The organism is Deltaproteobacteria bacterium, assembly GCA_016210045.1.
In the GTDB taxonomy this organism is placed as follows: domain Bacteria; phylum UBA10199; class UBA10199.
Map to the genome: position 1 here is coordinate 73,663 of JACQUX010000009.1, position 15,274 is coordinate 88,936.

Here is a 15,274-nt window from a genome sequence, read left to right on the forward strand (position 1 = left end):
TGTGCCACCGGCTAACAGGGGGATTCTATGCGACAGAACGACAACATGCAGTCAACGGTCTGGGGCGCAGTGCGGGCATGCGGCGCGGCGTTGTTGCTCGTCACGGCGGCCTGCGGCAGTAGCACCGGCACCGACACGAGTAGCAGTAGTGGCGGATCGAGCAGCAGCAGCGGCGGGAGCTCCACCACCCGCAACGTGACCGGTTCGGTCTCGCTCAGCTCGCTTTCCACCTCGCTGAGCGCCAAAGGGGCCAAGACCGCAGTCGATGCCTGTACCTCGGTCTCCATCTGTTGCACCGGCTACACCGGCGAATCCTGGACCGTGGCCACGTTGAACAGCGATTGTACCTTTACATTGGCGTTGCCGCTGGAAAACTACTGCTTCTGCGGCTTCTTCACCGGCACCGACGCCGACAGCGACAACTGCCCCGACACCTACGCCAACTACGTACTGGAAACCATCCCGGTCTTTGAAGACGTCGGCGGCGCGGTGGACGACATCGACCTCGGCGAATGCGACGGCGACGGCTGCGCAACCGATGTCGACACCCAAGTCGACGTGGACCAAGACGGTATTGCGAATAGCGACGACACCGACGACGACGGCGACGGCACCGCCGACACCGACGACGACTACACCGACGATGGCTGGCTCAACGCGTGGCAAATCGACCTCGACGGCGACAGCCTGCCGGACATCTTTGAAGATCTCTGGGCCGACTACACCGATGCCGACGACGACGGGATTCCGAACTTCCTCGACTTCGACATCGACGGCGACGGTGAAGACAACCTGACCGACACCGACGACGACGGCGACGGGACTGCGGACGACACCGACACCGACGACGACGGCGACGGCATCGCCGACAGCGAAACCTGGGACGACGACGACGGCGACGGCGTCTGGAACTTCCTCGACGGCGACAGCGACGGCGATGGCCTGTTCGCCGACTTCGACGACGACGACGACAACGACGGCACGGACGACACGACCGACACCGACGACGACGGCGACGGCCTGACCGACGCCCAAGAAGAAGACGATACCGACGGCGACGGCTTTCCCGACATGATCGACACCGACGACGACAACGACGGCACGGCCGACACGGCGGACGACGACGACGACGGCGACGGCACGCCGGACGCCTCCGATCCGGATGCTATACCGGACGATGAACAGGGATCGCCCTCGTGCTCGGACGACTTCTCGTGTCAACAGATCGTGGAGGAAAATTCCCCGATGCTTGGTGTGATCGGCGCCACGTCATGTAATGATTCGAGCCGGTGTCAGACCGATTGCAACCAACTGACGTCGACCGAAGAGGTGTCGCAATGCACCGCCGGATTCGAATCGGCCGGGAACACCTGTACGGATAACATCTGCACCTTCTAACCAGCTAGGGGGCTATGACGTTCACCTCCACAGGCGAGCTCCTCGGCGGGCTCGCCTTCTTTTTCTTCGGACTCCATTCCGTGCGCGAGGGGATGCAGCTCTACGCCGGCGATCGCCTGCGCAATATCCTGTTGCGACTGACCGACAACCGCGTGAAGGCCTTCAGCTTCGGCGCGTTGGTCACGATGATCCTGCAAAGCAGTTCGGCCACGTCCGCATTATTAGTGGGACTCGCGGATGGCGGATTGCTCACGCTGAACCAAGCCTTCGCCGTGATCCTCGGCGCCGACGTCGGGACTACGGCCGTCGTCTTTCTGTTGGCCGCCCATTCCGTGCACGCGTATGCGTTAGTGGCGATCACGATCGGATTCGGACTCTATCTCGTCGCGTCGCAGCGTTCGTTGCGCTACCTCGGCCAAATCATCTCCGGGATCGGACTGGTATTTTACGGCATCGCGATCACGGTGCACGCGATGGAGCCGTTCCGCGAGGCGCATTGGGTCCAAGAATTGCTCGCCGCGTTGGCCGTGAATCCCTTTTGGGCCGTGGTCGGTGCGGCGCTCTTTACAGCCTTAGTGCGCTCGAGTGCGGCCACGCTCGGTATCGCGCTCAGTCTCGCGTATTCCGGAATTCTCACCTTGGATGGCGCGTTGCCGTTCGTGCTCGGCGCCAATCTCGGGACCACGATCACGGCAGCGATGGCCGCGGTCGGTGGCAACGTGAACGCGCGCCGCGTGGCGGGCGCACATCTCGTCAGCAAATTAATCGGCGTTGTCATCGTGTTCCCGTGGATGGGCGCGGCGGCCGTGGGGCTGCACACGCTATCCGGCCTGCTGCGTACCTGGCAAACGCCGTTTGACGGCGGTGTCGGACTCGAAATCGCGCTGGCGCACTTTCTGTTTAATTTCGGTGTCACGTTGGTCTTTCTGCCGCTGCTGCCGATCGGCGTGCGCCTCATTTGTCGCCTGATTCCGGAAGGGATCCAGCCGGAACGCTACGGCCCGCGCTATCTCGACGAACGCGCGCTGGAAACACCGTCGTTGGCGCTGGCCCAAGCCGCACGCGAAGTGTTGCGGATCGCGGGGCTGGCGCACGAGGCGTTTCATCACAGCATCGCGCTGTTCGAACGCGGTCCCGATTTCTTTGCCGTCGTGGAGCGCATTGAGGCCGTCGACGACAAACTCGATTGTCTGGATCGCGGCGTGCGTTTTTTTCTCGCGAAGATGAGCCAAGAACTGCTGACCGAAGAGCAAGTGAAGGCACAGTTGGGCCTCCTCGACATCGGGTCGAGCTTGGAAGAAGTCGGCGATATCGTCTCGAAGGAAATGATCCAGTTGGGCCGCAAGCGTCACGATCGGCAACGCACATTTTCCGATGAAGGACTCGACGAGCTGCGCGTGTATCACGCCAAATTGGAAGATTTGTTCACGATCGTCATCGGCTGTCTCACTACGCACGATCCCGTGTTGGCGCGCGATGCCGAAGGCCGGAGCCGGATGCTGATTTCGATGGAAGAAGATCTGCGGCTGGCGCATTTGCGGCGCTTACACGAAGGGGTGAAAGAGAGTATCGAAACCAGTTCGATCCATATCGACTTGCTGAGCGACTTCAAACATGTGGCGCAGAAATTGGGCCATGTCGCGCGGATCAGTCTGGAACCGGGCCGATGAGCGCTGAATCTCGCCCTCTCCCGTTGGGGAGGGTAAGGGCGCGGCGACTGAGTCGCTGCATGGCCCGCGGCAGTGGTGACAACGATGCGACGAGCAGGAGCATCGTTCACCATTAACAGAAGGGTGAGGGGGAGGCGTGAAGAAGAATCCCATCTTCGTCGCACTGGATCGTCCCGACCTGGATGCCGCATTGCAATTGGCGCAGGAGTTGGCGCCCCACGTCGGCGGATTCAAAGTCGGCTTGGAATTGTTGAACACCGCCGGCGCTCCGCATGTCGTCGCTGCACTTCGCGATTATGGCCTCCCGATTTTTTTCGACGGCAAATTTCACGATATTCCAAACACGGTGGCCGGCGCAGTGCGTGCCGTCGCGCGGCTCGGCGTGACGTGGTGCAACGTACATGCGGCCGGCGGTTCGGCGATGATGCGCGCGGCCGTCGCGGCGGCGCATGAAGGCGCCGAGGCCGCAGGCGTGGTGCCACCGGCGGTGTTGGCGGTCACTGTGCTGACGAGTCTGACCGTAACGGATTTGCAGCAACTGGGCGTGTGGCAGATCCCGAACGACGCAGCATTGCAGACGGCGGTCGTCACGCTGGCCGAACGCGCGCAAGCCGCGGGATGCGCCGGCGTGGTGGCCTCGCCACAGGAAATCGCCACCATTCGTGCTGCATGCGGTCGCGAGTTCCTGATCGTGACGCCCGGTGTACGGCCGACGTGGACCGGAAGCCAAGACCAAGCGCGCATCATGACGCCGCACGACGCGCTGGCCGCCGGAGCGGATTATCTCGTGATCGGCCGTCCGATCACCAATCCGTCGCCGGATGTCGGCACTCCGGCGGCTGCAGCGCAGCGCATTCTGCAGGAGATTGATGGTACCCCCCCTCTCCCCGTTGGGGAGAGGGGAGGGCGAGGGGGAGGCCTATGACCGCTGACGACATCTTCCGCCGCTTTGAAGAGCTCGGCGTGTTGATCACGAACAACCATTTCGTCTACGCCTCCGGACGTCATGGCAGCGCATATGTCAACAAAGACGCGCTCTATCCGCACACCGCCGCCGTGCGCGAACTCTGTCAGAGTTTGGCGGGGGCCTTTGTCGGCCATGGCATCGAGGCTGTGGCCGGGCCCACAGTCGGCGGCGTGATCCTCGCCACGTGGACCGCGTATCTGCTCTCCCAAGCGGAGTTGCGCGACGTGTTGGCGTGTTATGCGGAAGAGCGCGTCGGTGCCGACGGCCATAAAGAGCGCTACTTCGGACGCGGCTATGACCAGCTGATCCGCGATCGCCGCGTCCTGATCGTCGAAGATGTGTTGAACACCGGCGGCTCGGTGAAGCTGGTGGTCGATGCCGTTGTCCGGGCCGGCGGCACGCCGGTCGCCGTGCGCGCGCTCTGTAATCGCGGCGCCGTGGCCGCCGAAGACGTCGGCGGCGTGTCGGTCAGCGCGCTCGTCGATCTCGCGCTCGAAAGTTGGCCCGCCGACGCGTGCCCGTTGTGTCGTCGCGGTGTCCCCGTCAGCCCGCTTGTCGGCAAAGGCGCGCGTTCTTGAAGCGCGTCCCCCGTGTAAGGGAATATGTTTTTAGCCTAATTTAAAGACGCCTTAACAATATCAGTTGCCAATAAGCCCACTAAATATTAGGCTAATTTCATGGAGGACAATTTCGCCGATCGGGATCGGGAGCTGGCGTTGCTGGATGGCTTGTGGATGAAAAAGCCGGCCCAGCTGGTCGTGGCCTATGGACGGCGGCGCATCGGCAAGACGGCCTTGCTCGATTACTTCGCTAAGCGGCGCAAACTGCTGCACTGGATCGCGTATCGTTCGACCAGTCATGAATTGCTCTCCAGTTTTTCCCAAGCGTGTTACGCGTTCTTGCATCCGGGCGAACCGACGCCGCCGGATTTTACGTACGGGAGTTGGCGCGTCGCGCTCGACACGTTAGCACTGCATGCGGAAAAGCAACGCGTCGGCATTGTGATCGACGAATTTCCATATCTGATCGAGGCCGATCCTTCCATTCCATCGCTGCTGCAAGCCGAATGGGACAAGAAATTATCTCGAACCAGAATCTTTCTTGCGCTGTCCGGATCGCGGATGGGGATGATGCGCGACCAAATCTTGGCGCCGCGCGGTCCGTTGTATGGACGCAGTACGGCGCTGCTCCACCTCGAGGCGATTCCGATCACGGCCCTCCACGAATTTTTCCCTCGCTTCAGCCCGGTCGCGTTAGTCGAGGCATACGCTGTCACCGGAGGCGTGCCGAAATATTTCGAATGGCTGCACCCTCACCAACCGGTGCTGAAAAGCGTCGAAACCGCGTTGCACGAACAAACGACGTTTCTTACGGCGGAGCCGGAGTTCCTGTTGCATGAGGAATTTCGCGAGACGCGGATTTATCTCGCGATCCTGCGGACCTTAGGGCGGCGGGCCTTGGAGGCTAGCGCGATCGCACAGGTCTGTGGCATCGACAGTAAAGTGCTCTCCCGCTATCTGGATCAACTGATGGCGCTGAAATTCGTGGAGCGCCGTGTGCCGGCCGATCAGGACCCTCGCAAGAGCCGCAAAGGGCGCTACGGCATCCGCGACGAATTCCTCAGTTTCTTTTTTCACTTTATCGCGCCGCATTTGCCCGATATCGAACGGGGGCGGCTGCAACACGTCATTCGCATGCTGCGCAAAGGCTTCGACGCGTACGTCGGGCGTGCGGTGTTCGAACGTTTGTGTCAAGATTGGGTGGCGCGCCAAGCCGATGCCGAACGGCTGAGTTTCACGCCGACGGCCGTGGGACCGTATTGGGACCGCACGATGCAAATCGATGTGCTCGGCATCAGTGCGCGGGAGCGGGCAATGCTGGTCGGCGAGTGTAAGTGGACACCGCATCCGGTCGGCGTTGAAGTCGCCGACGCACTGTTAACCAAGGCCAAACGTCTGACGGCCGCGAATGATTACCACGCGCAACTGATGCTCTTCAGCCGCAGTGGTTTTACCCCCGCACTCCGCGAAGCGGCGCGCAAAAAGCATTACCAGCTGGTGTCGTTGCCCGAATTGCTCAAGCATTGACATCGGGGCGCTGCGCCTAAATGCAAGCCGCCTTGAATTGGGTGGGGTTGTTTGCGGGCACGCCGCTACTAAAATCGCACGCGACGGTGGTCGTTCCGCCGGTTGTCGTGCAGGACGCGGCGAGGAATCCCGTGATCGTCTCCGCGGTCGGTGCGGCGATGATGGTCAGATCCACGACGAACGTATAGGTCAACTGATCCATCGTCAGGAGACATCCGTTCCCCCCGATCGCTCCGGAGAAAGTGGTCGTAAAGGTCCGGTTATTCCCGACGTCTGCATACGTGCCGCTAATGGCCATGATCCCATTTGTTCCGGCGCAATTCCCCATCTCTGCAGACAGGCTGAATGCCCCATTCTCGTCTGTACCGCTGACGCTGGCCGGTCCGCCGGATGTGCAATGCACGTGTTGGCTCAGGGATTTCGCTGTCGCTGTGATGTCGGTCGGCGTGCCGACGTTGAGCGACGTGCTGACGACCTCGGCAATCGTATCCCATGTCGTGAAGATATCGGCGGGCACATCTCCGGTCCCACTGCCGGTTGCTGGGACGCCGTCGCTCTCTTCATCCGCAGCGGAGTTGGAGGCGCTGACGTTTCCACATCCGCAAAGAACGCCGGCGACGACCCAGCACAGGAGTCTCGACGGAACCTTCATGGGAGTGCCACGGACATTCATGTCCACTGACTCCTAGCACAGTTCTCTTGTTCGATACCACCATCACTCGCTGAGGATCCATTTGAATATGAACGGCGCTTTCCCCAACCGATACGAAGTCCGCTTCCTGGCGATCACCTCGGGACATCGGGATATAATTCGGCGTCGCTACTCCAGATCTCACGGGAGAGACCGAGGGCATAATACTCGGCCGCGCTGATCGCAGGGGTCTCGTCCAACCGATGCACTTGGAGCCAGCGCCGCAGTGTCTGCATGACCTCCGGCGTCAGCAGGGAATCGTCCGCACGAGGACGTAGGCCTGGGCAATCGCCGACCAACATGGCCCCGGAGAGGAGGCACGCGGCCTTGATCTCGGGCGCGAGCACGCGATCCGCGAGCCACGGGACGACCTGGAAGCGGGGATTGGTTCGATCAATGGCGTCCTGCGGCCCCGCTTGCAGCCGAACCGCGAGTGGCGGCTCTGAGCTGGTGAGGCAGCGCCGCGGTGGAAAATCCGTTGGGAACGGCGGTGGTTCCGCCCACAATCGAACTGCGGCCCGCATTTCAAGATAATGCGCTGCGCCGGTTAATGCGGTAAAGAGGCCAAGATATCCGCTGGCCGGTGCGGCAATCTCGCCGGTTACGATCCAGCCATGGAGTTCTGAAATGCCGTCGCGCCAAACGGCTGGCACGTCCCTTGCCCACGCCGCCTCCACACGGAGTGCCTCGTAGTAGATATTGAACAGCGCGCCCGGATCGCCCTCGGGGAGGGGCTGAGTCCATCCGCCGCCGCAACGTCTTTGGAAGAGATCGCGTCCATGTTGCAAGAGCTTCGCGACGATCGGAGAATCTGCATAGAGCCATCCGGCGTGTGGCGCCACGCACTCTGAGATGGCGGACCAATATCGCCATTGGTTGTCGCCGGCAGCGATGGCATCGTTGATCACTTCGAGCGCCGGCAGTGCCTGCTCCAGTGCAGTGGAAGTGTGCGCTGCGTCGCCGGCGGCCATATGGCGGGCCAGTTCCGCGCGCCGCACCAGCGTCGCAGGCGTCATTTTGGCGCCATCGCGAATCAATGGTTGCATTGCGCGCAGTTTTTCCAACGCACGCCACTGTGTGTTCGATCGTTGCGGTGGGGGTTTGAGTGTCAACATGGGATCTCCGTTGAGTCATCTGCGCCAGCGCCCCGACGCGTTGTTTATCCGACGTGTAGTCGCAACCAAACGCCGCCCGCAAGCGAAAAAATGCCGAGCCGCTTTCGCGTGCGAGAGGCACCCCGCATTGCTTCCCTTTCCCACGAGCCTGTGTTATCGCGCCCTCCGTGACTCCACGAGACGTCGCGGCGGTAGTGCGCTATTGGCGGGACGGGGCAACGAGCGATCTCCGTTCCGCCGGCCTGTTGTTGCGCGGACGACAATGGCTGCAAGGCCTCTTTTTTTGCCATCTCGCGATCGAGAAGACGTTGAAGGCGCGGATTGTCCACGATGGGGCGGGGCATGCGCCCCATGTCCACAATCTGCTCTACCTGGCCGGGAAGACAAGACTGGCGCTCGATAAAATCCAGTTGGCATTTCTCGAAGAGATGAACCGGTACAACATCGAGGGCCGGTATCCCTCCTATCAGGCGGCGATGCGGAAAACGTTGGGACGAATGAACGCGCTTCCGTTGTATCGTCGGACGACGGAGTTTGTGACATGGTGCCAAAAGGGCTGTTGAAAAAATTGCAACGATTGCGGCAGTGTATCGAGACGGCGCGGATTCCGGTGTCGCACCTCGTGCTCTTCGGGTCGCGCGCCCGTGGCAAGCCTCGCCGCGAGAGCGACATCGATGTCTGTGTCGTTTCCCCGGCCTTGGGCAGAATGCGTATCGCGGAAGGCGTGCGACTCAGCTTGATCGCACACGAAATCGACCTGCTCTTCGAGATTGTCCCGTGTTCTCTGCACGACTGGCGCAACGATCGCCGTTCTCCGCTCCTCCACGAGATCCGTACCACGGGAATCGTGCTGTAATATGTTGCGCGAAGGCCTTCCCTTCACGGAATGAATCTGCTACGCCGCTCGCACGATCATGTCATTTCAGGGGGAGCTCCAAGGATTGTGGCGGCCGGTGCCGGAGGCACTCGCACGGGCCTGCGCCGGGACCGGACAGGCGGTGGCCGCGCGGGTGCGGATCGTGGCGCCGCATCTGACGCCGCGACAACTCTGGCGCACTGCTCGCCAATTGCGGTGGCGCCACGTGCGACACGGCGGGCTTTTGCTGCGGCGAGGGCTGCATGCGTATCGCCACCAACTCGACGTCTCATTAGAATGGCGCGCCGCCTCCACCGGCGGATTGCTCGGTGTCTTCATCCTCTTCCTGCTGTGGGCCGGGCCGCATCTCCCCAAAGGGCCGCCGCCGCGCTTGGCCACGATCGCGACGCCGGAACTCCAAAAGTTGGCCGAAGCGGCCGAACCGCCCGATCCGGCGGCAGGGTTGCATGTGCTGGCGCGGACTCCGGAAGGGCGTGTCTCGCCGCAGATCGACGGCATCAAGATATTGTTCGACCACTCGATGGTCGCGATGACCGACGTCGATCCCGACAAACATCCGACGATTCCGCTGACGATTCAGCCGCCGATCCCCGGCGAATTTATTTGGTTCGGGACCAAAGGCGTCCGCTATCGTTTCACCGATCCGCTGCCGCCCGCCACGCAATTCACCGTCACGCTCCCGCGCGAATTGCAGGCCCTCGACGGCAAGACGCTGACCCACGACGAATCGTGGACCTTTTTCACAGCGGGACCGGAAATTGTCCGCGCCACGCCGGAGAGCGGGATGGCCTATCTGCCGCTCCGCACCCCGATCCGCGTCACGTTCTCGCTCCCGATGCAACGCACAGGCGTCGAACAGGCATTCCGCTGCGATCAACGTCCCAGTGACGATCCGAAGGCCACGCCGCGCCCCTGTGCCGTGAAATTCCAATTCAGTTGGGAGACCGATCCGAAAGACCGCGAGGTGTTCGTCGCGACGCCGGAACAGCCGTACGCAGCGGGCGTCGATTATGTATTTTATCTCCCCGCCGGATTGTTGCCGGAGCACGGCGTGCAAGGGACCGCAAAACTCCTTTCGGTGGACGCCTCCACGGCCGGACCGATGCAGCTCAGCACGGTGTCGATCGCGCATCCATTCCCGGCGAACGACGAGATCGCGACAGAGCTCTATGATCGCGAACAAGATGACGCGCCGAAAGGAAAAGCGTCGAAGTTCGAGACCCGCTACGCGACCGGCGACCTCTGCTTCGCGTTCAGCAATCCCGTCGATCGCAAGAGTTTCGAAACCGCAGTGCAAGTGGTGCCGCGCGGCGCCGCGAAGCCGGACCCGACTTTCCGCGTCAGTTACTATTACGAAGACGAGGTCGAGGCGAGCGACGACGATCGCGCGGCTGCGCAAACGCCGGCCGATCTCCCGCACCGCACCGCGTGCATCACCGCCGACCTCCGTTTCAATACCGCGTATGAAGTGCGGCTTGCGCGCGCGATCTTGGATCGCGACGGAAAGCCGGCGGACTTAGGCAAATTCCCGCAGCCGCTCCGCTTCACCACGTCGCACGCATGGTTGGAAGGGCAACTGACCGTCACGAAGTCGTTGCTCAATGCCCGGACGCCGCCGTCGCTGCCGTTCACCAGCATGAACGCGGAGAAAGTCGAAGTCACGTTGGTTCCGTGCGATCGGGCACGCCTGGCCGCGATCTTCGGAGAAGGAACGGCGTGTCATGAAGGCGACGAGGACGAGGAAGCAGAAGCGGAGTCGACCGAATCGGACGATGAAGGCGATGGCGACGCGGCGAATCCGCGCGCCGAGAAAAAGAATCCATGGGAACGGACGATTCCGATCGACAGCGAATACGACGTCTATCACCACGGCCGGATCGACATCGCCGGACTCTATCCGGACTTGAAGCCGGGCCTCTACGAAGTGCGCGCCACGTTCCACCCGATGTCCGAGATCACGCTGAAGCGCAAACGCGTGACGCTCGGAATCGAACACGAGGCGCTCGTCGGTTCCGATCCGGTGACCGATTTCACGCAAGTGTTGCTCACTGAAACCGCGTTGGCGCTGAAGCGCTTCGAAAACCAATTCCTCATTTGGGCGGTCGATATCCAAAACGGCGCGCCGCGCGCCAATCTCCCGCTCCAAGTCTGGAACTTCGAACAACTCGTCGCGACCGGCTGGACCGACGACCAAGGCCTGTTTCGTTTCCTCAGCAACACGATCGATCCGAATGCCGAGTTGACGGTGATCGCCGACGATCCGCGTCTGATCAGCGCGTTGCGGACGGAAAAAGATCAGCAAGGCATCACACCCGCCGATTTCGGGTACACCTATCAACGGCCGTGGTTCGTGAAGAATTATTATGTATGGTTCCACACCGATCGGCCGCTGTATCGTCCGGAACAGACGGTGCATTTCGGCGGCTTCCTGCGCGGCCTGCGCGACGGTGTCTATCACTTGCCGCGCGAAGTCGATTATGTCGATGTCACGATCGCCGATTCCAACGGCGACGAGATCTACGCCAAACAACTGTCGGCATCCGCGAATGGCGTGTTCGGCGATTCGATCACGCTCGGCGATGACGCCATCCCGCGCGGCCGTTATTGGATTACCGCGCGTGTGCCGACGGTCCGCTGGTCGGGCGAAGTGAGCACGCAGGCCTTCAAACAGGCGTTCTATGTTGCCAGTTATCGGAAGCCCGATTTCACCGTAGGCCTCACGCCGGAGCGCGCGGAAGTGGTCAGCGGCGAGCCGATTAAACTCACGGCGTTCGGCCGCTACTTCTTCGGCGCTCCGTTAGCCCATGCTGAAATCGCGTGGGCGATCCGCCGCGAAGGCTTCCGCTTTACCGCAAAAAAGTATCCCGACTTTACGTTCGTGGATGAAGAAGCGATCCAGCACGCCATTCAAGTGCGCACGGAAGCTGGTCGCGTCGAGCACGACGAATCGGAATATTACGACGGCGATGGCGACGACGTGTTGGCCGGCGTCTACGCGACCGATTCGCACGATCGCCACGACGATCCGAAAGTGAAGATCGAAAAAGGGGCAGGGCCGTCGAAGACCACGCTCACCGGACGTGTAGTGCCGGGCACGGAAGCGGGGCTGGATGCGGATGGACTGTTCACGATCGAATACACGCCGACGCTGCAAGACGATTTGACCTCGCAAGTCTATACCGCTTCGATGACGGTCAAGGAATGGGGCCAGGAGCTGACCGCCGTGGCCGATCTGCGGATCCACAAAGCGGGCGTCTATGTCGGCCTCAAACCGGCGCGGCGCGTCTATTTGCGCGGCGAATCGATGCCGATCGCGCTCGTCACGCTCGATACGGCCGGCAAACCGATCGCACAACAGCGCGTCACGTTGACGCTGGCGAAGCGCGATTACATGACAATCAAGAAGCGGACTCCCGACGGCGATTGGGTCTTCGTCTCCGAACCGAAAGACACGGTCGTCGAGGAAACGAGTGTCACGACCGATGCCAAAGGGGAAGCGACCTACACGCCGCTCGCGGCGGAAGGCGGCAGTTATCGGGTCACTGCCACGACCGCCGATACGCGTGGCAACGCGATGCATGCCGGCTTGGAAGTGCGCGTCGGCGGCGCCACCGATGCGGCCTGGCCGATGCACACCGAAGATCACGTAGACCTCGTCCCCGATCGCGCTGCGTATCACGTTGGCGATACGGCACGCATCCTGATCCCATTCCCGACCGAAGGGACGCGGGGATTGCTCACGATCGAACGCGCCGGGATTCGTGAATCGCGGCTGATGGAATTCGCTCCGGGTGAAAACGTGATCACGCTCCCGATCCAGGAAGCGTACGTCCCGAACGTGTACGTGGGACTGTTATTGTTCCGCCCGCAGGGCGCCGAATCCGCCGTGATGAAAGTCGGTTTGACCGAATTATCGGTCGATGCCGATGCGAAACGCGTCGCGGTCGACTTTACGCCGAATCAATCGGTCTATGCCCCAAAAGACACGGTGCGACTTGGGATCCGCACCACCGATCAAGCCGGACACGGCATTCCGGCCGACTTGATCGTCAGCGTCGCGGACGAATCGGTGTTGCGTTTACTCGATTACCAAAGTCCCGACTTAGTCCGCCGTTTCTATTTTCCCCGCCATCTCGGCGTGCTGACCGCGGAGAACATGCTCCATTACAAGAGCGGCGATGTCGGCGATGCCGGTGTGGAACAGAAGAAACGCAGCAAGTTCCTCGATACGGCTTTTTTTACCGCGCAAGTCCACACGGACGCGAACGGGCAAGGAACGGTCGAGTTCACTTTACCCGACAACATTACGACTTGGGTGGCGGAAGCGTTCGCTATTACCGCAGACACGAAAGTCGGCTCCGCCTTCACGACCTTCCGATCGGTATTGCCGACGTTCCTCCGTCCGGCGTTGCCGCGTTTCTTGGCCGTCGAAGACACCACCAACGCGCCGATCTTTTTGGAAAATCCGTCGAAGGAACGTTTCAGCGGCGAGTTGAGCGTCCAGACCACGGCGCCGTTGCGGCTGACCGGCGCGAAGTCCTGGCCGGTCGTCGTCGAGCCGGAGGGCCGCACCACGGTGCTGCTCGGGCTCGAAGGAGTGAAGCCGGGACGCGGCACGCTGATGCTGACCACGCGCGACGCGCATGCCCGTCCCGTGGATGTCTTAGAGTTGCCGCTGCAAGTATCGGATCGTTCGATCCCCAGCATTTACAGTGCCGTCGGTGCGACGCGCGCCGAGGCGCGCGAAGTGTTCACGCTGGACGTCGGCGCACGGCCGGAGCGCGGCGGTCTGGAGGTGAGTATCGGCACCACGCCGCTCAAGGTGTTGCGCGATGCGCTGCAATATTTATTCGAATATCCGTATGGCTGCGCGGAGCAGCGCACGTCGGCGTTGCTCGGACTGTGGCAATTGCTCGACCTGTTGCCGGAGCGGGCAGAAGGTGCGGCCTCGCCGGTCTTGCCGCCGTTGTTGGCCGATTTAGTGGTGCAACAATACAAAGTGAAAAAGAAACCGGTCGATGTGGCTTGGCTGCAAGAGCGGTTACACCGTGGCCTTACCAGTCTGTACGACTTCCAAATGGCAGACGGTGGCTTCGCCTTCTGGCGCGAAGACGGTATGGCCGACCCAGTGCTGAGTGCTGAAATGGCGCGGGCGTTGGCGTTGTTCGAAGCGGTCGGTGTCGCAGTGGACACGAATCAACGCGACAAGCTCGCTCGCTATTTAGAAGATTTGTTATCCCGTCAGAAACCCTTCGTGGAACCGAAGCCCGGAAAAGTCGATCGCCGACAGTTCGACGCGGACGGACGCGCGCAATTGGTCTGGGGCTTGGCCGCGCTTGACGCGAAGCGCGCCAAACCGGCGCTGGCGAGTCTGCTTGAAGTGCGCGATTTGATGAGCGCGCGTGGTTTGGCGGCGCTCGCGCTGGCGATGCACGAGATGGGCGATGCCGCGGATAGCGGAGAGAAAAAGGCCACGGTGAAGCGGCTGCGGAAGTTGGCGCAGGTGACGAAAGGCGAGCGCGGTGAACAAGCCGCGTGGGCCGATCCGGCGCGGGTGTGGGACGGCACGACCATGACCGCGATTGCGTTGGAGGCATTACTGACGCGGGATAATGCCGGAGAAGATCTGGTCGACGCCGCAATGCGCGCGGTCATGAGTCGCGCGCGCGGCGGGGATTTCGGCCATACGCGGGCCACGCGCGAGGCGTTAATTGCGTTGTGGCAATACAGCCAATCCAGCAAGACCGAAGAAAGCGGGATCGCGACCACGTTGCAAATCGGCGGACGGACGCGCACCGAGTCGTTAGCGGCGTTTTCTCCGACCGCGTGGCTGCACGAACGGCTGAGCATTGCGGAATTGTCCGCCGAGCCACAGCCAACGCCGCTCGTGATCCGCAAATCGGCGGATGTCCCCGGAGCGCTGTATTATCAAGCGCTCCTCACGACCTATTTGCCGATGGAACAAGTCCCGCGACGGGAAGACGGGATCATCATCGCGCGCGAATTTTACGCGATGGACGACGTGCGCGAAGCACGCCCACTGGCCACATTTACCGTAGGACAAAGTTACAAGGCCGTGCTGACCGTGATGCCGCTGACTGCACTTGATCAACTCGTCGTGGAACATTTGATTCCCGCCGGATTCGAGCCTGTCGATTTCAGTCTGGCCACTGCGAATCCGGAATTGGCCGCCGGGTTGCGCGACGCGGTCGATGCCGATATCAAGAGTCCCTCGCTGGTGCCGCCGGACTTCAGTCACGAAGAAATCCATGACGATCGCGTGATGTGGTACGCGCGCGTCGCGAGTGCGGGCATTTACAAATTACGCCACGTGGTGCGCGCCGCAACGGCCGGCACCTATCGCGCTCCCGGCGCGACCGCCCAACCCTTCTATGACGCCGCCTACGGCGCCCGCAGCCGTTCCCTGACAGTCACCGTGACTCCTGCGGGTTCGCAAAATTGACGCTTC

At 61.7% G+C, this 15,274-nt stretch carries 10 protein-coding genes; 8 read left to right on the plus strand and 2 right to left on the minus strand.

The window, feature by feature from the left end; translation table 11 throughout:
- Positions 1-27 precede the first annotated feature (27 nt).
- The 5 genes from HY696_02335 (at position 28) to HY696_02355 (ending at position 6,122) form a co-directional block, all read left to right on the plus strand.
- Positions 28-1,398 carry a hypothetical protein gene (locus tag HY696_02335; protein MBI4237241.1) on the plus strand — a complete coding sequence of 457 codons (1,371 nt, stop codon included), beginning with the start codon at positions 28-30 and terminating at the stop codon, positions 1,396-1,398.
- A gap of 14 nt (positions 1,399-1,412) precedes the next feature.
- On the plus strand, positions 1,413-3,068 hold the full coding sequence (locus tag HY696_02340; protein MBI4237242.1) for a Na/Pi cotransporter family protein: 1,656 nt from the start codon (positions 1,413-1,415) through the stop codon (positions 3,066-3,068).
- A gap of 136 nt (positions 3,069-3,204) precedes the next feature.
- Positions 3,205-3,993: an orotidine-5'-phosphate decarboxylase gene (pyrF, locus tag HY696_02345; protein MBI4237243.1), complete on the plus strand. Its 789-nt coding sequence runs from the start codon at positions 3,205-3,207 to the stop codon at positions 3,991-3,993.
- Positions 3,990-4,613, plus strand: a complete 624-nt coding sequence (locus tag HY696_02350; protein ID MBI4237244.1) for a phosphoribosyltransferase — start codon at positions 3,990-3,992, stop codon at positions 4,611-4,613. The genes pyrF and HY696_02350 overlap by 4 nt, the downstream gene beginning before the upstream one ends.
- Before the next feature lie 99 nt (positions 4,614-4,712).
- Positions 4,713-6,122 (plus strand): ATP-binding protein, encoded by a 1,410-nt coding sequence (locus HY696_02355; GenBank protein ID MBI4237245.1) that lies wholly within the window; start codon positions 4,713-4,715, stop codon positions 6,120-6,122.
- A 16-nt stretch (positions 6,123-6,138) separates the two neighbouring features.
- Here HY696_02355 and HY696_02360 read toward each other — a convergent pair whose 3' ends face one another.
- Entirely contained in the window at positions 6,139-6,795 is a 657-nt protein-coding gene (locus tag HY696_02360; protein ID MBI4237246.1) for a hypothetical protein, read from the minus strand.
- A 113-nt stretch (positions 6,796-6,908) separates the two neighbouring features.
- Positions 6,909-7,928 carry a hypothetical protein gene (locus HY696_02365; protein MBI4237247.1) on the minus strand — a complete coding sequence of 340 codons (1,020 nt, stop codon included), beginning with the start codon at positions 7,926-7,928 and terminating at the stop codon, positions 6,909-6,911.
- A gap of 167 nt (positions 7,929-8,095) precedes the next feature.
- Here HY696_02365 and HY696_02370 point away from each other — a divergent pair, with 167 nt between their 5' ends.
- The 3 genes from HY696_02370 to HY696_02380 are packed head-to-tail and all read left to right on the plus strand — an operon-like array spanning position 8,096 to position 15,268.
- Positions 8,096-8,491: a HEPN domain-containing protein gene (locus HY696_02370; protein MBI4237248.1), complete on the plus strand. Its 396-nt coding sequence runs from the start codon at positions 8,096-8,098 to the stop codon at positions 8,489-8,491.
- On the plus strand, positions 8,470-8,784 hold the full coding sequence (locus tag HY696_02375) for a nucleotidyltransferase domain-containing protein (GenBank protein ID MBI4237249.1): 315 nt from the start codon (positions 8,470-8,472) through the stop codon (positions 8,782-8,784). The genes HY696_02370 and HY696_02375 overlap by 22 nt, the downstream gene beginning before the upstream one ends.
- A gap of 58 nt (positions 8,785-8,842) precedes the next feature.
- Positions 8,843-15,268, plus strand: a complete 6,426-nt coding sequence (locus HY696_02380; protein MBI4237250.1) for a hypothetical protein — start codon at positions 8,843-8,845, stop codon at positions 15,266-15,268.
- The last annotated feature ends 6 nt before the right edge of the window (positions 15,269-15,274 follow it).